Origin of the sequence: Paenibacillus lautus (assembly GCF_050482385.1) — a bacterium.
GTDB lineage: Bacteria > Bacillota > Bacilli > Paenibacillales > Paenibacillaceae > Paenibacillus_AQ > Paenibacillus_AQ lautus_B.
This window is the reverse complement of the sequence record NZ_JBCNHV010000015.1, coordinates 325,799-343,418: the sequence shown is the minus strand read 5'-3', so window position 1 is coordinate 343,418 and position 17,620 is coordinate 325,799. Positions and strand designations below refer to the sequence as shown.

The following is a 17,620-nucleotide window of genomic DNA, read 5'->3' as shown; positions in this document are numbered from 1 at the left end:
TTATTATAGACATTAAAGATCCAGAAAGGTGTTGGTATAAATGACTGAACAAATGCATGATGTCCTTATTATTGGCGGGGGACCTGCAGGCTTGAATGCAGCGTTGGTATTGGGGAGAGCGAGAAAACATGTGGTGCTGATGGATGAAGGGAAGCCGCGAAATCGGGTTACCCGCGAGACCCATGGTTTTCTTACCCGAGATGGCATTAGCCCATCGGAATTTCGCAGAATCGCAAGGGAACAGATTAGCGTTTATCCTTCTGTTAGTTTTGTAGAGGATACTGCTGCTTCTGTCACAGGTGTCGATGGTGATTTTCAAGTTACAACAGGTCAGGGGACGGTATACCGCAGTAAAAAGCTGCTCTTTGCCGTCGGGAAGAAAGATAGCCCATTGGATATTAACGGATTGGCAGACGTATATGGGAAGAGCGCCTTCGTCTGCCCATATTGCGATGGATGGGAACTGCGGGATCAGCCGCTTGTCGTGATTGCCAAGGGTGCGGGTGCAGCGCATTTGGCCAAAGTCATTGCAGGTTGGAGTGATCGTTATACGATCTGTACCCATGGACCGGATGAACTGACGGATGAACAACGCCAAGAATTGGAGGAGCATAACATCCCCGTATTCAGCTCTCCAATTCATCGCATTGAGTCGAACGAAGGGATGGTACGGCAAGTCGTATTGGAGGATGGAGAGGTCATTCCTTGCACGGGCATCTTTTTTGCGCCGAACCTGGTCTCCGGCTCTGAATTGCCGGCCGCCATCGGCTGTGATATCAATGAAACCGGAAGCGTGGTCATTGATTCCTTCGGCAAAACGACCGTACCAGGCGTCTACAGCGCCGGTGATGCAGCCACCGAAATGTATCAAGCCATTGCCGCTGCTTCGATGGGAGCCATGGCTGCGGTAGCCATCAATGGTGAGTTGCTTAACGAACGTTGGAATCGTTAAAACTTGAATATGCGAGAGGCAGGCTTGGTTAGTATCCATGCCTGCCTTTTTTATACCCTTTGGGATTTTTTGATTATAAATGATTCTTACACTTCGGGGTGGTGCCGTTTGTGGGTATGATGGAGTTATCAAGTAAAAGGAAGGGTGTTTGGAATGAGAAAAACAATGGACTACATCATGAATCAAGTTTGGAGGGATATGAACATTTAACCCTCCGACATTACGGAGGAGATCGATTTGAATTCTCGAACCAAGAAATTTTTGTCCTATTATAAACCGTATCTGGGGTTATTATTTGCAGATTTGGCATGCGCTTTTGTGGTTTCGGCCATTACACTCATGCTCCCGCTGTGTATACGATATATCACCATCAACGTGTTGGAAGGGAATTCCCCGAATCCGCTGAACCAAATTTATGCGGTAGGTGCCGTCATGCTGGCTATGGTCCTAATCCATACCTTCTGCGATATGTTCATTTCTTATAAAGGACATATGATGGGGGCTTATATGGAGAGTGACATGAGACGGGAGCTGTTTGACCATTTTCAGAAGCTGTCTTTTGGGTTCTACGATGAGAACAAAACCGGGCAGCTCATGACCCGCACCACCAATGACATTCTATCGCTAACCGAATTGTATCACCATGGACCCGAAGATATCCTCATTTCCGTTCTGAAGTTCCTCGGCGCATTCATCATCTTAATGTATATTGACGTGAAGCTTACCCTGATCGTGTTTCTCTTTCTGCCGGTTATGGCCGTGTTTGCTTTTTATTTTAATAAGAAGATGAATGTGGCACTCCGGGTAAGCAAGGATCGGATCGGGGATATCAATGCGCAGGTGGAGGATTCTCTATCGGGTATCCGCGTGGTGAAGTCGTTTACGAACGAACATGTGGAGAGGAACAAATTCGCCTACGCTAACGGGCGGTTCGTTGACAGCAGAAGGGAAGGGTATAAGAGTGAAACTTACTTTCACGAAGGGTTGGTCGGGTTTACCCAACTTATTACCATAGCGGTCATTGTGTTTGGTGGAGCCGCAATTGTGGATGCCTCGCTGGAATTGGCGGATTTGCTGACGTTTTTCTTATGCATCGGCATTCTCATCGAACCGATCCAGCGGCTGGTTAATTTCGCTAGGCTGTATCAGGAGGGCATTACGGGATTTGACCGGTTTATGGAGATTTTGGAGGTAGAGCCGGATATCGAGGATTCCGTTGATGCTGCGGCGATCACGCAGGTTCAGGGGAATATCACATTTCAGAACGTGAGCTTCAAATACAAAGATAATTATGGATATGTGCTGAAACATGTATCACTGGGCATCAAGCCGGGTGAGTATGTGGCATTGGTAGGTCCTTCCGGCGTCGGCAAGACGACATTGTGTTCGTTGATTCCGCGCTTTTATGAAGTAAGTGAAGGACGCATTATGCTGGATGGACGCGATATCCGGGATATCACACAGCACTCGTTAAGAAGGCATATTGGGATTGTTCAGCAGGATGTATATTTGTTTGCGGGAACCGTCTTCGATAATATCCGATATGGCAATATGAAGGCCAGCGAGGAGGAAATCATCGAAGCTGCGAAAAGAGCGAATGCCCATGATTTCATCATGGCACTGCCGGACGGTTATGATACGGATATCGGGCAGCGAGGCGTCAAGCTGTCCGGAGGGCAGAAGCAGCGGCTCAGCATTGCACGCGTGTTCCTGAAGAATCCGCCGATCCTCATTTTTGATGAAGCGACCAGTTCCCTGGATAATGAAAGCGAGCGAGCCGTCCAGGATTCGCTGGAACGGTTGAGTAATAACCGGACAACGCTTGTCATCGCTCATCGCCTGACAACGGTACGGAATGCACAGCGAATCGTCGTTTTATCCGAGGACGGAATTGAAGAACAGGGCACGCATGATGAATTAATTGCTCGGCAAGGCGCTTATGCAAATTTATATAATATGCAATTAACGATATAAGCAGGAAGAAAGGCGATTTGTGATCGGTTTATGCACCGGTCAGCAAATCGCCTTTTCCTATCGTTGGATCGATCTATGGATTATGTTGTCCTGTTTCATCCGAAACGGGATTTACCCTTGAAGCGTTTTTCCAGGCTGCTGATCTTCCACTTCCTTGATTGCATTGTCTTCGTCTTGTACGTTCTCTTTCGATGAACTAAACCATCCGATAACGGCAATCAGCACAAGAACAATATAGAAGGATGCCTTCCAGATCGAGCTCTCCGGGAAGTGATGGTCGATCAAGGCAACATCGGGATGCGCAAGGGTGATAACTGCAAGTTTGACCCCTACCCAACCGACAATGAGGAATGCTGCCACTTCAAGTCCTGGGCGCTGCTGCAGCAGCTTCACGAAGTAGGATGCCGCAAAACGCATGATGATCAGACCAATGAATCCTCCCAGGAAGATGACGATGAATTGACCTCCGTCCAAGCCGCCGATGTTCGCCAGACCGCTTGGAGGCAGTGCCACAGCCAGCGCTACGGCTGCGAGTATCGAGTCTACAGCAAACGCGATGTCTGCAACTTCCACTTTGAAGACGGTCATCCAGAAGCCGGATTGCTTCTTGGGTTTGTCCGGTTTCGGCTTGGCGTCTTCCGTCGGTTTCTTGCCTTTGATCACGTGTTTCAATGTGTGATTGATCGAAATGTAGAGAAGATAGAGTGCGCCAATGGCTTGTACTTGCCATACGTCCACCAGGAACGAGATTAAGAACAGCGATCCGATGCGGAAGACAAACGCTCCCAGCAATCCGTAAAATAAAGCCTTTTTACGCTGAGCCTCGGGTAAATGTTTTACCATAATGGCAAGGACCAGCGCATTATCTGCTGCGAGCAGCCCTTCCAGTGCGATGAGCACCAACAGTACCCACCCATACTCCAATAAAAGCTCCATACCAATTCCTCCTAGTTATATTAATTGAAGGCGCAAAAAGGACCTCCACCGGCAGGTGAAGGCCCTCAGAATCAAAAAGAGACCTTCACCACAGAGTGTGTGGTAAAGGTCTCGCAAACAACGTATCGTTGCCAACAAAGCCGGGGAATGTTCCCGTAATGACGACTTTGTTGTGTCAGCTACTCCCCTTTAATCACGTTCCTGCATAACTGATATCGTCATCAGTTAAGCCGTGATATAAAGATATAAATTTTTGGGACATAAGTCAAGCTTTTTTACTTGAATTCAGCAGAATACGATTCCATCGGAACGGGTCTATTCTTAATGATAGAGCGTCTCCTCACTTTTACATTAACGCTTGATAAAACCACGCTAAGGAACACAAGGGCAGCACCCCAATATTGATTGGCATTCATGATCTCGTGAGCAAACCAGAATCCGACCAGCGCCGCGAACACAGGTTCCAGGGAGAACACAAGTCCCGTCCGGGTAGCCGTTGTATATTTTTGAGCGATCGTCTGGAAGATGAACCCGACCGCGGTGCATACAACGCTAAGAACAAGAACGGCAATCCACGAGTGGGTCGTGCTAGGCCATACTGGAGTTTCAAAGAGTAGAGACGAGATGAACGCATACAATCCCGTGAACCCAAGCTGCAGGATGCCGAGGTTTAGCGTATCGACCTTCTGCGCGGCAGTGCTTACCATATTAATATGAAGCGCATAACATAATGCCGCCGCAATACAGAACAGATCACCGATTTTAAATGAAAAAGGAAGCTGGATGGTCAACAGCGCAATGCCGGTTAAGGCTAGCAAAATACTGACAATTACTTTGTTCTCTATTTTTTTCTTAAATAGAAACGTATGTAATAAAGGGACAAACACCACCGTTAAACTGATAAGAAATCCGGCATTGGATGTTGTCGTGGTCTTCAGACCAAAGGTAAGCGCGGTGAACATGATAAATAATATAAAGCCTAGGAGCATGGCATACCGAATCGTCTTTACGTTAACCTGGCGCAAGCGGGGGAAGAAAATCAATCCTGCGAGTATAAAGGCCAATCCGAAGCGTAGGGCTATCAAATTAAACTCTCCTAGCGAATCCAGTCCCACTTTCATAAAAAGATAGGACGAGCCCCAACAAATGGTGATGAACAAAATCATAAGATCGGCCTTCAGCGGTTTCAAGTTCTTTTTCCTCCTTCTAGTGATTGAACTAAATCAGTATACTCACGTACAATAGACAAGTAAAACGAATGTTTCTAATAATAAATATGAGTAAAATTCATGTATGAAATGATCAGGAGGATTTCCCATGAGTATAAATAAATTCAAAGTATTATTGAAGGTCGTCGAGCTCGGCAGCTTAACCAAAGCCGCCGAAGTCATGGGATTTACACAGTCCGGTGTCAGTCACATGATCAACAGCCTGGAAGACGAGTTAGGTTTCTCGTTGCTGATACGGAATCGTTCGGGAGCGAAACTCACGACCAATGGTGAGGAGATTCTGAAGACGATACGTGAAATCCTGAAGTGGAACGAACATTTGGAGCAGCAGGTGGCTTCCATTCATGGTATCGAGCTGGGTACCATTCATATCGGTACCTTTACGAGTGTCGGTGTTCACTGGCTGCCGGGGATTATTCAGGATTTCCAGCGGGATTATCCCCATATCGAGATTCGATTGGTTGAAGGAGATTACCGGGAAATTGAGGATTGGATCGCGGAGGGCAAGATTGATTGCGGGTTCCTGTCACTTCCAACGCTGGATATATTCGATGCAATTCCCCTGCATCAAGACCCGATGCTCGTATTGCTGCCTATGGAACATCCGCTCAGTGCCGAGGACTCTATTACATTATCCCAGATTGAGAATGAACCGTTTGTTATGCCCAGTAAGGGTTCCGATTATGATGTGAACCGGATGCTGGAGAAGGCCAGGATCAAGCCGGATATCAAATATACGCTTAGTGACGATTATGCCATTATGGCCATGGTGGAGAAAGGCCTGGGCATCAGCATTCTTCCTGAACTGGTGCTGAGAGGGCAGCAGCGGAAGATACGGTTGATCGAATTGAAGGAGAAGAGCTTCAGATCGCTCGGCATTGCCGTAAATTTCATGCGGGAAATATCACCAGCGACGAAGCGATTCTTGAATTATGTTAAGGGTTACCCCAAGCTGTAGCTACTAAACGGGGGCTAGATGAGGCTCATACCTAGCATCCAGACTCTATTTCAAGGCAAAAGCTTCGTTCATGTTATTTCACTACATCAAACAATTTGTGTCACAAAATCGCTTGTTGGGATTGTTATATAGGTAAACAAAGAAGGAGGTGAGCTCGCTTGCAGCCAACCATCCCCGGGGAAGCGGAAGGAAAGAGAGAAGCCATTGAAGAGGTTGTAGAACAAGTCAAATCAGGAGATAAACACGCATACCAAGCGATCATCCTCCAGTTTGAGCGGCAGATGTACACGTACTGCTACTATATTCTGAAAAATCATACGGAGACCGAAGATGCGGTACAAGAAATATTTATTCGTGCCTATGAACATCTTCATCAGTACAAGAGACAAGTGTCTTTCTCCGCCTGGTTGTATAAAATGGCCTATCATCATTTGATTAATATCAAAAAGAAGCAGAGCCGTTTTCTTAACCTGATCGAGCATTACAAGGAACAACAGCCGGTTATGCAAATATCTCAGCACGAGCCGGTTGTGTACGAGCTGTTAACCTACCTGACAGCAGAAGAACGACACATACTGCTGCTGAAGGCGGTTGAACAGTATACCTTTGAGGAAATCAGCGACATTATGGGAATCAAATCAGCAACGATACGAAAGAAGTATGAACGGTTACGACACAAACTGATGGACCGAATAAGCAAAAAGGGAGAGGTAGCACGTGGGACAATCGCCGAAACAAACGGAATTCGCTGAAATGAATGCACTAGAAGATATGATTCGAGAATCGTCTTTACCGAAGAATAGCATGAGCTATCAAATTATGAACAGGATTGGAGAACGTGAAATGACAAGAACAAGAACATCATCCAAACGAAAATCGAATGTTTTAAAAAGAACAATACTCGTTGCATCCGCAGCAGCTGTGCTGGGAGGAAGCGTAATCGGGTCAGGATTTGTATCGCCGGTCATGGCAGCGACCCTGAAGCAAATCCCAGTGCTTGGCGTGCTATACGAAGGAACCAGCGAAGATGCAGTTAAAGCCGCTATAGAGCAAGGGATTCTATCCGAACCTAACTTGAGCGTAACTCACGATGGCGTGACGTTGAAGGTAGCTGACGTTCTATATGATGGCACCCGGTTGTCCTTTATACTGGAGCGCGAGGGAGTGGATTTACCGAGTACAGCTTCTCCGTATATAAGCGAAGATGCTAAATTCATCGGTAATCCTGATAGCGAGTATATTAAGTCGAGGACAGTAGCTAAGGAAGATCAGGAAAAAGGCTATATCGAAGCGCCACGAATTCTGGTAGACGGACAAGAAGTGGCGATGGGCGAAGGCACCTTCGGAGACTATCCTCAACTGGACAATGCCTATATCGTTGAGCTTACCAAGGGTCTGAAATTGCCTGATCAATTCGAGCTGACCATTCAGGCCAACGTAACTCAAGTGAATGATACCTTTGAATTCAAGGTCCCTGTAAATGTCACTAATAAATCGGTTGTCGTGAAGCCGGACCAGGCTACGAAATCGGATGGACCATTCAGTTATACCGTCAAGCAATTGGATCTTTCACCGGTATCGACTCGCCTGGTTCTGGATAGTAAAGGCGAGGTGCCGGCTTCTGCAGAGCAAACAGGCGATTACAGCGCGAGCATGGTCTATTATGAACTTGTGGATGATCAAGGGAATGTGCTGAATCCGCGGAAGTTTGATTACTTTAACAGCAAGCCCGAGACTGAATATCATATCGATCAATTGTTCAGTCCTGTAAACGGAACTCCGAAATCCATAACGATTAAGCCGTTTACCCTGACCGTAAATAACAAGAATTGGAGCGTTGTCGGTCAAGGGAAGGACAGCCACGGGGATAAAACATACCTGAAGGATCTGGAAATGACCATTCCGGTTCAACCATAACAACGAATGTAAGCATAGCGGGGGCCTCCCAAAAGATCTTAGATCTTGCGGGAGGCCCCCTTCTTGCTGTTAGGAGACGCTCCATGTACGAATCGTTCCTCTCATCGCTGTTGCCCCCCACATTTCGAGGATTCCGGCGATTTCTGCTTCGGGGCTTGCAGAAAGTGAGCCTGGAGGTCGGGTGGCTATCGCTTGCTCAAAAAGGAAGCCAATGATCAAAACAGAAGCCATGGCGGTGTGGGAATAACATCCTGAGCACCGCCATGGCTTTATTTGACACACGTTCTGTTTATGAGAGCCGTACGTCAAGCAACTAAGTCTACTTTTGGGAAGGCCCTTTTATTTATCATCACGATGCTTAAGTTTCGGCCCGAAATGTTTTGCCTAACGGGTTGCCAAGGCCATAATAATGCCGAAAATTATAGATTAGCGGACTCCATTTGTCGGGATCAATGTGATGTTCATTCAAGATGATGCCGCTATGGGCGTGTACATGGATCGCCTGTGTTTCGACAATGGCAAACATGGAAGAATAGTCTGGAATCCGAATGTTTTTCACGGTAGCCTCGATTTGAATGGGACACTCCATAATGCGCGTAGGTTTTACAGTGACGGAATCCGCAGGAGTTAACCCACTTATCGCATACTTGTCTTTTTCATATGTAAAACCGTTCTTTCGCTTAGCATCCGGAACTGGATATTTTCCTGTATGAGGGGCTAGTAACTCAACATTCTCCCATAAGGAAGGGTCGGGAATGTTGATGACACATTCAGGATGCCTTTCCAAGTTCTCAATCGCTTTACCCCCGAGTCCGATTCCTAAAATAATATATTCCCCGAGCGCCCATGAAGAGGATATGGGACTAATATTTACGGTATCATCTTCATTTAGCGTATTGAGTAAAATAACCGGAGTTCCATAGTAAAGAATTTTCGGTTTAATGATGTCCGTGCCGATCATGCCAGTAATTTCCTTCATAAAAAAGATTCCTCCCCAATGATCTGTTCTATCCAAAATCATTGTAAAATAGAAAAGATTCGATGCGCATCGAAATGTGGATTACATGAGGAGGGGTGAAGATGTATGCGAATCCAAACGCAGCCTTGGTAGCATCACTCGTTAGTGAGGCATCGAGAGCCGCCATATTAACCGTCTTATTGGATGGGCGATATCACCCGGCAAGCGAGCTGGCGTACATGGCAAAAATCAAACCGCAAACGGCCAGCTTCCATTTATCGAAAATGGTAGCGGCGAATCTGGTCACCGTCGAACAACAGGGAAGACATCGCTATTACGGAATACAGAATCAGGAGGTTGCCCAGGCCATGGAGACACTTCTATCGATAACGCCCCCTGTCGAAATAAGATCATTAAACCAAGCTTCGGAGACAGAAGCTATACGTCAGGCGAGAACTTGCTACGATCATCTTGCGGGGAATTTGGGAATCCAATTGACGAATTCGCTGCTCAGCGCAGGGGTCATATCCGAAGTGGAAGCTCAATATACAGTTACAGAAAAAGGGAAAGACTTCTTCAAGGCATTTCAGATTGATCTGGGACGTGTTAAGCGCAAACGCCGATCTTTCACACATCGATGCTTGGATTGGAGTGAAAGACGCCATCACCTGGCCGGCGCATTGGGCCATGCCCTGCTAGAAAGGTTGCTCGAGTTACATTGGATACAACGTGTTCCGAGAACAAGAGCCATACAAATTACGCCCGAAGGCAAGAAGGGATTGAAAGAAACCTTCCATATTGATATGGAGTAGGAACGGGGCTTCGGTATAGGACTGATGGTGCAGATCGACGATACAGATATACTTATGGATGCAGAAAAATGGATGCAGAAAAATAAAAAGGACTGCCCTCACCTCATCAGAAGATGAGGGGGACAGTCCTTGAATTAGAGATTAGCGCAGTGTTTTCAGTGCTCCGCTCCATGCAAGCACCTGGTCAAGCATGCCATTCAGGTTAACGAGATGCAGATCAGCCGGTTTGAACACAGAGCCATTCTCGAAATCAGTGAATAACGAAAGTGCTGGGTGAACACGGACATCCGCTACGGACAATTCGCCCAGAATTCCGCGCAGATGTTCGGCAGCACGAGCGCCGCCAACAGAACCATAACTTACGATACCTGCAGCTTTATTGTTCCATGGCTCACGAGCAAAATCGAGTGCATTTTTCAAAGAGGCAGAGATGCTGTGGTTGTATTCTTGTACGATGAATACAAAGCCGTCAAGACTATTCAGCTTATTGTTCCAAGCGGTTGCTTGCTCTGTAGCATCAGCCTCGCCCAAAAGCGGAAGCTTGTAATCAGCGATGTCAACGATTTCGTAGTTTGCATCTCCGCGCTCATCGGCTATACGCTTAACCCATTCACCTACTTGTGGGCTCAAACGGCCTTGACGCGTGCTGCCTAAAATGATACCGATATTCAATTTGGACATTGTTGTTACCTCCTGATTATTTTGAATTTATTTTTATCTCGATGTGTTTGTTATTTTGCATGAGCTAATCATAATCTCAGGGGGTTAACTTTGTCAAGTAGCTTACAAAAAGTTTGTGAGGTATATTGAGTTTTTTTGTATCCAAAGTACGGTTGGATTTGTGCCTGACTCTGACGGTATTTTGTATCCCTAGAGGCAGCAGCAATGTTATACTGATCTTAATGCCCTGGAACGAAATTTCTGTGTCAAGAAAAATGGTAATTCAACAGCAAAAGTACATATAAAGATTGGTGAGGTGGAGCAAGTATGGAACTTAGACAATTAAGAGCCGACGAGTTTGAGATCAGTACAAAATTATCCGAATACGCCTTTCAATATACGCTATCACCGGAGCAGCGAGAGTCCAGTCAAAAGCATTTTAAACCTGAACACTTCTGGGGGATTTTTGATGGAGAAGAGCTGCAAGCGAAACTGACCATCATCCCGCTGCAAGTGTATTTGCACGGAAACATATTCGATATGGGCGGTATTGCCGGCGTGGCAACATGGCCGGAGAACCGCAGACAGGGACATGTATCTACATTGCTCAAACATGCATTGCAAGAAATGAAGAGCAAAGGCCAGACCCTTTCCTTTCTGCATCCGTTTTCGATACCGTTCTATCGTAAATTTGGCTGGGAACTTTACGCAGAATTTAAAAAGTACATCATTCCAGTATCTAAATTCCCGCGTAAGGTGGAAGTGCCTGGCCGCATTGTCAGAGGTGTAACCGATATTCCTACACTGGACGGCATGTATCAAGCCTTTGCCAGCCGCTACAACGGTACGCTTGTGCGGGATGAAGCATGGTGGACAAGATCCGTGCTGCAGGGTGACAACCATAGCGTTGTTTATTATTCAGATGAAGGCAAACCGACGGGCTACGCGTTATATGAGCTCAAAGACAAAGATCTCGTGTGCGACGAATTTGTGTACCTGAATGAAGAAGCCCGAAGCGCACTCTGGACCTTTTTTGGAAATCATGATTCCAGAATTGAGCAGGTTACGATGACAATGGTGCCTGGAGATGATCAGCTGCCATTTATGCTGCCGGATCCACGCGTTACCCAGGAAACGGTCCCATACTTCATGGCCCGCATCGTGGATTTGAAATCTTTTGTGGAACAGTACGCTTTTGAAGTCCATCGAGAAGCCGTGATGACCATCGAGGTGGAAGATTCCGCTGCGCCTTGGAATGCAGGCCGATGGAGTTTGTCGGTTAATCAAGAGGGGAAAGCGGAGCTGTCGGAGCTTCCGTCCGATCATGGGGAGCAGGCTGATCTGTCGACCGATATTCAGACGTTGTCGGCGTTGTTTGCGGGATACAAAAGGCCGCAGGCACTGCATGCCATTGACCGTCTGACCGGAAATCCCAAGGCTGTAACACAATTGGAGTCGATGATTCCTGCCGGTCAAACCTACCTCATGGATTTCTTTTGAGAAAAGGAGAAGGCTTGGTGATTCGCAGACTTTTGCCTGAAGAGCTGGGGAGCCTCTTGGATACGATCAACAGGGAACAGCATTTCTTATACTATTCCTACCTAACATTTCGGAAGAATCATACCGTTCATTATGGGCAGTTCTCAGAACATGGAGAGCTGCTGGGTGTTACGGCTTTTCTGAAAGGATTGCCTTTCTATGCCTTTTCGGTGTATCCTCTTCAGACATCATTTCGATTTCAGTCCGTGCTGTCCCAAATGAAACGAGATTTGGAATTACCCGTTGGGGCAAGGGGGAGCTTTATCGTGAATGAGGATGAATGGGAGGTTCTTAACTCTGAGATTGATGTGATGAAACCTTCCGCAGGTATCCTACTCATGAAGCATCGACATCTTGAAGATTTGCCGTTAGGGGATGACAAGGTGTTTCGTTTAGACCCCTCATACTTTGATATGATCGAGTCGAAAATGGTGGAATTCCATTCGATGGCTTTTGCAAAGGAAGAGCTTCAAAACCCCTTCTATGGGGTGGTTCAGGATCAGGAGCTCATCGCTGTTGGCGGATACCATATCTATAGCGATGATTATGTTGAGCTTGGGAATATTGGCACGGATGCTGCGTGGAGAAGACAGGGGTACGGCAAAAAGGTATGCGCGGAATTAACCCGTAAGGGGCGTGCAATCACTCCCCATGTGTATCTGAATGTGCTGGAGGAGAACGTAAACGCGATACGTTTATATCAGTCGCTGGGATATGTTACGGTGTGTAAACAGTACATCGTTGAATTTGCTCTGTAGTTAGAAGCAAGAAAAAGAAGCCTGACCCATCAGGCTTCTTTCGTATGATGAGGTCAACCAGAAACAGCTGGTTGGCCTTATTTTGTAGTTGCTTTAAATGGTCGATATCCGGTATAACGAGGGGCTTCTAGGAGAACCGACCCGAAACAAAACCGTTCTCCCACTACCGTCCCGTGAGTTTCTCTCGTTTGTGCGATTTTTCATACAAATCTCTTACAGCTGCTGGCATTAGGATCTCGTTTGTACGATTTTTCATACAACTTCTGCAGTCGTTACCTCTTAACCCTCAGATTTGTGCGTTTTTTCGTACAAATCTCTTACAGCCGCTGGCATTAAGATCTTGTTTGTACGATTTTTCATACAACTTCTGTAGTCGTTACCTCTTAACCCTCAGATTTGTGCGTTTTTTCGTACAAATCTCTTACAGCCGCTGGGATTAGGATCTCGTTTGTACGATTTTTCATACAACTTCTGCAGTCGTTACCTGTTAACCCTCAGATTTGTGCGTTTTTTCGTACAAATCTCTTATAGCCGCTGGCATTAAGATCTCGTTTGTACGATTTTTCGTACAACTTCTGCCGTCGTTATCTGTTAACCCTCAGATTTGTGCGTTTTTTCGTACAAATCTCTTGAAACAGCTGGCATTAGAATCTCTATTGTACGATTTTTCGTACAACTTCTGTAGTCGTTACCTCTTAACCCTCAGATTTGTGCGTTTTTTCGTACAAATCTCTTACAGCCGCTGGCATTAGTCTCTCTGTTGTACGATTTTTCGTACAATTTTATGTTGGACTAAATGACGCACACAGGTTGGTGATCATAACGCAGAATTCCAATCTATTATAAGTCGATTACTATAGTGAATATAGCGAAAAAAAGTGGAGTAGGCTTTATTTTACGGACTAAACCAGTTCGAGCAATATCTTGTTGACGCGTTGCAAAACAAGAAACCAGAAGAGGTTATGAATTCACTGATTAATGGCAACGACAGGATAAAACGTTCTATTAACTCTTTTATGATTTTTAAAAAACTCTTTGAAAAAACAGAACTAAATAGTCAGTACATGGATCTAACTCTAGAAAAGATCGATGAAGCTACGTTTCCGGATTTCCTCTCGGATTGTTTCGAGGGACAGGAATATAGCCCATTAGAAGTCGCTTATATTGCGCTTTTCGTATGATTAGGCCCAACCCCAAATAGCGGCTTGGCCTTATTTTGTAGCTATATGGTCGACAGCCATCCAAGCATGCCCCGAACAACGCATCGTGCGCACAAGGTACTTCGAGGGGCGTTACAACCTGTTTTCCGAAACGACGCACCGTGTGCTTGCGGGTAGCCTATGGGGCGAAAGGGAGTCGGAAAATCTGGAGAAGAGACAGAAAGGTCTCATGCAAAATCAAGGTGGGATAACCTATATAAGATCAATCCTGAACCTCCCTTTTAGAATAAACATAAAGCTTTCCGTCATCTCCATATTCCGCATAAGCGATATCCTCCAGGGAGTCAAAACCTTGCTCCCGGGCTTTCGATTGGACCTCGCTGTGATCAATGGGTTTGCCCAGCATCGATTCCTCGAGCAGCTTTCCCTTATCGATGACCGTTACCGTAAAGGTATCCGCCTTGGTTTCCATACCCATATCCTGCGCTGTAGGCGGCTCGTACTCGGGTTTGCGCATGACGGACAGCGATCCGTCCGTTTCCAGAATGGCATATTTGACTTCAGTTAACGAGAAAATGCTTTGCCGTCTCAGCATGGATAACAGCTGTTTATATTCCATATCGTATTTGTTCAACAATTTTTGGTTGAGCTTACCGTTATCGATCAGAAGGACTGCCCGGCTTTCCGTTAAGTATCCGAACTTAACAAAGTGGGTGGTTGCCTTCTCGAAGAGGTAAGACATCGTCGTCCAAAGCGCAAGAGCGAATATCAAATGATATATGTTTACTTTATCATCATAGAGGCTCGCCCCGACGATTTCACTCAGAATTAAGGAAGACAAGAAGTCGAGCGGCGTAAGCTGGCTGATGGTTTTTCTCCCCGTAACAAAAGTGATAATCCATAACCCAAAAAAGCTGATGACCAGTTTAACACCTAAATCCATATACATGTCCATGGGTCAGCCTCCTTGAATGGCAATAGAATATGCTAAGATATTAAACGCTTTGGCTTCAAGCAGAAACAAGGGAGATAGAACCCTATTCTTCGAGGGTTGTGGAAAGACCGGAAACCAATGCCGTTACGCCCTCCGCGATCGCCTTAAACCTTACTTTTTTACGTTAACCACTTGAAAGTGACGCAACGTCATCTTGTAAGATGTATTTCGTGATAGATAATTACGATCTATGTCATAAATACATACAGAGGGAGATGGACGGAATGAACAAGGGAGATGTCATTATTTACGCTTGCGTCATCATCGGGGCGGGTATTGGTTTAGCGCTGGGCAGTGCGTTTCCAGGGGTTCTGGTCGGTTTAGGTGTTGGATATTTGATTAAAATATCTATGAACAATGAAGAAAAGTAACCATGATAGAGATGCTGACATAAGATATATTGGGAGACTGGAGGTTATCCATATTAACATGGATCTGTCAGTCAGATTCTGTTTGACAATTAGAAACAACTGACTTATAGTACTTTACTATCAGCAACCATCAAAGACATGATTCTTGAAACGACCTGCCCAGAGAGGGAAGCGATTGGTGAAAGCTTCCTCCGTGCTTGCTTCTTGAATTACCCCTTTGTAGCTGTGTTTTTGAACCCTGCTCGGTCGTTCGACTATCGAGATACGGTACTAGAAAACACCGAATCATCCCCGTTACCGGATGTCTGAATGAGGATCGAAAAGAGCACGCTGGCCGTATGAGCGCCTGCAATTTTTCGATCAAATTAGGGTGGAACCACGAGCTGAACGCACTCGTCCCTTAGGGATCGAGTGCTTTTTTGCGTTCAATCAAAATTTGATGGAGGGATAACAATGTCAATTGTAGTAACGCTGCCGGACGGAAGCCAAAAGGAGTATCCCGCACAAACGACGATGAGCCACATCGCGGAATCCATACATTCAGGTCTAAGGAAACAGGCTGTTGCAGCCAAAGTGAATGGGAAACTCGTGGATTTGGATTATGAACTGCGTCAAGATGCGGAAGTAAGTATCATAACGCTGGATTCAGAGGATGGACTGTACGTGTATCGGCACAGCGCGGCTCATCTGATGGCCCAGGCCGTTAAACGGATCTATGGCAGCCAATCTGTCCATTTGGGAGTAGGACCGGTCATTGAGGATGGTTTTTATTACGATATGGATCTGGGGCATTCGATTACAACCGATGACTTGATGGCCATTGAGCGAGAAATGCAGAAGATCGTTCAGGAAGACCTGCCGATTATTCGCAAGGTGGTTGGTCGTCAGGAGGCCGAACGTATTTTCAAAGATGACCCATACAAGATGGAGCTGATCCGTGAATTGCCGAAGGACGAGGTCATTTCGGTGTATGAGCAGGGGGAGTTCATTGATTTGTGCAGGGGGCCGCATCTTCCTTCGACGGGCCGAATCAAGGCATTCAAATTAATGAGTGTGGCGGGCGCTTATTGGCGGGGGGACTCGGACAATAAAATGCTGCAACGAATATACGGAACGGCGTTTCCGAAGAAGTCTCAGCTCGAGGAGCATCTATTGCTGCTGGAAGAGGCCAAGAGACGGGATCATCGGAAGCTGGGAAAAGAGCTGGGGCTCTTTATGTTCTCAGAGGAAGCGCCCGGCATGCCTTTCTTTTTGCCAAACGGGATGATCATCCGCAATGAACTGGAGCAATTTGCAAGAGGACTTCAATTTCATAGCGATTACGATGAAGTACGCACGCCTCTGATGATGAACAAGCGGCTGTGGGAAATGTCTGGTCACTGGGATCACTACAAAGACAATATGTATTTCACGCAAGTGGACGAGACGGAGTATGCGCTGAAGCCGATGAACTGTCCAGGGCATATGTTAGTCTACAAAAATTCGCTGCATTCCTATAGAGAGCTGCCTATTCGTATTTCCGAATTTGGTCAGGTGCACCGCCATGAGTTCTCAGGCGCTCTTAACGGCATGATGCGGGTGCGCACGTTTTGTCAGGATGATGCACATATTTTTGTAAGACCGGATCAGATCCAGGAAGAAATCAAGCAGGTTATCGATTTTATCAGCCAGGTTTATCAAGTTTTTGGCTTTGATTATACAATTGAGTTATCGACAAGACCGGAAGATTCTATGGGTTCTGAGGAATTGTGGGAGCAGGCGGAGTCATCGCTCCAGCAGGTGCTGGATCAACTAGGGCTGCCGTATCGGATTAATGAAGGGGATGGCGCGTTTTATGGACCGAAAATCGATTTTCATATCTTGGATTCCTTAAAGCGAAGCTGGCAATGCGGTACCATCCAACTGGATTTCCAATTCCCTGAAAAATTCGATCTTTCCTATATCGGAGAAGATAACCAGAAACATCGGCCGGTTGTTATTCACCGGGCGGTATTCGGATCCATCGAGCGATTTATCGGGATTCTTACAGAGCATTACGGCGGTGCTTTCCCGATGTGGCTCTCTCCTATACAGGTTATGATTATACCGGTATCAGATCACTATATCGATTACTCGTTAAAGGTGAAGCAGCGTCTGGAGAATGCCGGCATACGGGTGAATGTCGATGTAAGAAATGAAAAGCTGGGTTATAAAATCCGTGAAGCGGGTCTGTTGAAAACGCCTTACACGCTGGTTCTTGGCGAGAAGGAAATGAACTCCGATCACGTATCGGTCCGTAAACGGGGCGAGGGCGAACTTGGTGAAAGCTCCATCGATCAAGTGATTGAACGGCTTCAGAAAGAGATAGCGTCAAGAGAATATTAATTCATCGGACGGACTGCCCCTGTAAAGGGGCAGGATGA

At 46.2% G+C, this 17,620-nt stretch carries 15 protein-coding genes; 10 read left to right on the top strand and 5 right to left on the bottom strand.

Going from position 1 to position 17,620, the window contains the following annotated elements; genetic code table 11:
- Positions 1 to 40 precede the first annotated feature (40 nt).
- Positions 41 to 952 (top strand): NAD(P)/FAD-dependent oxidoreductase, encoded by a 912-nt coding sequence (locus ABEW73_RS19910; protein ID WP_430172287.1) that lies wholly within the window; start codon positions 41 to 43, stop codon positions 950 to 952.
- Between the two features lie 237 nt (positions 953 to 1,189).
- A complete protein-coding gene (locus ABEW73_RS19905) occupies positions 1,190 to 2,926 on the top strand; it encodes an ABC transporter ATP-binding protein (RefSeq protein ID WP_430172285.1) in 1,737 nt (578 codons plus the stop codon).
- A 111-nt stretch (positions 2,927 to 3,037) separates the two neighbouring features.
- Here ABEW73_RS19905 and ABEW73_RS19900 read toward each other — a convergent pair whose 3' ends face one another.
- Positions 3,038 to 3,862 carry a TerC family protein gene (locus ABEW73_RS19900; protein ID WP_430172283.1) on the bottom strand — a complete coding sequence of 275 codons (825 nt, stop codon included), beginning with the start codon at positions 3,860 to 3,862 and terminating at the stop codon, positions 3,038 to 3,040.
- 275 nt (positions 3,863 to 4,137) lie between these two features.
- Positions 4,138 to 5,052, bottom strand: coding sequence for a DMT family transporter (locus ABEW73_RS19895; protein ID WP_430172281.1), 915 nt, complete (start codon positions 5,050 to 5,052; stop codon positions 4,138 to 4,140).
- A gap of 127 nt (positions 5,053 to 5,179) precedes the next feature.
- Here ABEW73_RS19895 and ABEW73_RS19890 point away from each other — a divergent pair, with 127 nt between their 5' ends.
- The 3 genes from ABEW73_RS19890 to ABEW73_RS19880 all read left to right on the top strand — a co-directional run bounded on the left by ABEW73_RS19890 (position 5,180) and on the right by ABEW73_RS19880 (position 7,966).
- Entirely contained in the window at positions 5,180 to 6,049 is an 870-nt protein-coding gene (locus ABEW73_RS19890) for a LysR family transcriptional regulator (RefSeq protein WP_430172279.1), read from the top strand.
- A 158-nt stretch (positions 6,050 to 6,207) separates the two neighbouring features.
- Positions 6,208 to 6,801 (top strand): RNA polymerase sigma factor, encoded by a 594-nt coding sequence (locus ABEW73_RS19885; RefSeq protein WP_430172277.1) that lies wholly within the window; start codon positions 6,208 to 6,210, stop codon positions 6,799 to 6,801.
- The gene (locus tag ABEW73_RS19880) at positions 6,767 to 7,966 is read left to right on the top strand and encodes a DUF4179 domain-containing protein (RefSeq protein WP_430172275.1); all 1,200 of its coding nucleotides are present in this window, start codon (positions 6,767 to 6,769) and stop codon (positions 7,964 to 7,966) included. The genes ABEW73_RS19885 and ABEW73_RS19880 overlap by 35 nt, the downstream gene beginning before the upstream one ends.
- 358 nt (positions 7,967 to 8,324) lie before the next feature.
- On the opposite strand, the gene ABEW73_RS19875 is transcribed toward ABEW73_RS19880, so the two are convergent.
- A complete protein-coding gene (locus tag ABEW73_RS19875) occupies positions 8,325 to 8,927 on the bottom strand; it encodes a flavin reductase family protein (protein ID WP_430172377.1) in 603 nt (200 codons plus the stop codon).
- Positions 8,928 to 9,046: 119 nt separating this feature from the next.
- Between ABEW73_RS19875 and ABEW73_RS19870 the strand changes: the two genes are divergently transcribed.
- Positions 9,047 to 9,736, top strand: coding sequence for an ArsR/SmtB family transcription factor (locus ABEW73_RS19870; protein WP_430172273.1), 690 nt, complete (start codon positions 9,047 to 9,049; stop codon positions 9,734 to 9,736).
- A 141-nt stretch (positions 9,737 to 9,877) separates the two neighbouring features.
- Here ABEW73_RS19870 and ABEW73_RS19865 read toward each other — a convergent pair whose 3' ends face one another.
- Entirely contained in the window at positions 9,878 to 10,417 is a 540-nt protein-coding gene (locus ABEW73_RS19865) for an NADPH-dependent FMN reductase (protein ID WP_430135282.1), read from the bottom strand.
- Positions 10,418 to 10,723: 306 nt separating this feature from the next.
- On the opposite strand from ABEW73_RS19865, the gene ABEW73_RS19860 reads away from it, so the two are divergent.
- Both ABEW73_RS19860 and ABEW73_RS19855 read left to right on the top strand, forming a co-directional pair.
- Positions 10,724 to 11,896 carry a GNAT family N-acetyltransferase gene (locus ABEW73_RS19860; protein ID WP_430172271.1) on the top strand — a complete coding sequence of 391 codons (1,173 nt, stop codon included), beginning with the start codon at positions 10,724 to 10,726 and terminating at the stop codon, positions 11,894 to 11,896.
- Positions 11,897 to 11,913: 17 nt separating this feature from the next.
- Positions 11,914 to 12,693 carry a GNAT family N-acetyltransferase gene (locus ABEW73_RS19855; RefSeq protein WP_430172269.1) on the top strand — a complete coding sequence of 260 codons (780 nt, stop codon included), beginning with the start codon at positions 11,914 to 11,916 and terminating at the stop codon, positions 12,691 to 12,693.
- 1,422 nt (positions 12,694 to 14,115) lie between these two features.
- Here the strand turns inward: ABEW73_RS19855 and ABEW73_RS19850 are convergent.
- Positions 14,116 to 14,808 carry a DUF421 domain-containing protein gene (locus ABEW73_RS19850; protein WP_430172267.1) on the bottom strand — a complete coding sequence of 231 codons (693 nt, stop codon included), beginning with the start codon at positions 14,806 to 14,808 and terminating at the stop codon, positions 14,116 to 14,118.
- Positions 14,809 to 15,071: 263 nt separating this feature from the next.
- Between ABEW73_RS19850 and ABEW73_RS19845 the strand changes: the two genes are divergently transcribed.
- Both ABEW73_RS19845 and thrS read left to right on the top strand, forming a co-directional pair.
- Positions 15,072 to 15,218 carry a hypothetical protein gene (locus ABEW73_RS19845; protein ID WP_179090733.1) on the top strand — a complete coding sequence of 49 codons (147 nt, stop codon included), beginning with the start codon at positions 15,072 to 15,074 and terminating at the stop codon, positions 15,216 to 15,218.
- 453 nt (positions 15,219 to 15,671) lie between these two features.
- Entirely contained in the window at positions 15,672 to 17,582 is a 1,911-nt protein-coding gene (thrS, locus tag ABEW73_RS19840) for a threonine--tRNA ligase (protein WP_430172265.1), read from the top strand.
- Positions 17,583 to 17,620: the final 38 nt, after the last annotated feature.

Excerpts from the sequence above, each read along its gene's own strand:
- ABEW73_RS19910 (WP_430172287.1), top strand. The coding sequence starts at position 41 with ATGACTGAACAAATGCATGATGTCCTTATTATTGGCGGGGGACCTGCA.
- ABEW73_RS19900 (WP_430172283.1), bottom strand. The coding sequence starts at position 3,862 with ATGGAGCTTTTATTGGAGTATGGGTGGGTACTGTTGGTGCTCATCGCA.
- ABEW73_RS19890 (WP_430172279.1), top strand. The coding sequence starts at position 5,180 with ATGAGTATAAATAAATTCAAAGTATTATTGAAGGTCGTCGAGCTCGGC.
- ABEW73_RS19875 (WP_430172377.1), bottom strand. The coding sequence starts at position 8,927 with ATGATCGGCACGGACATCATTAAACCGAAAATTCTTTACTATGGAACT.
- ABEW73_RS19870 (WP_430172273.1), top strand. The coding sequence starts at position 9,047 with ATGTATGCGAATCCAAACGCAGCCTTGGTAGCATCACTCGTTAGTGAG.
- ABEW73_RS19865 (WP_430135282.1), bottom strand. The coding sequence starts at position 10,417 with ATGTCCAAATTGAATATCGGTATCATTTTAGGCAGCACGCGTCAAGGC.
- ABEW73_RS19860 (WP_430172271.1), top strand. The coding sequence starts at position 10,724 with ATGGAACTTAGACAATTAAGAGCCGACGAGTTTGAGATCAGTACAAAA.
- ABEW73_RS19850 (WP_430172267.1), bottom strand. The coding sequence starts at position 14,808 with ATGGACATGTATATGGATTTAGGTGTTAAACTGGTCATCAGCTTTTTT.
- ABEW73_RS19845 (WP_179090733.1), top strand. The coding sequence starts at position 15,072 with ATGAACAAGGGAGATGTCATTATTTACGCTTGCGTCATCATCGGGGCG.
- thrS (WP_430172265.1), top strand. The coding sequence starts at position 15,672 with ATGTCAATTGTAGTAACGCTGCCGGACGGAAGCCAAAAGGAGTATCCC.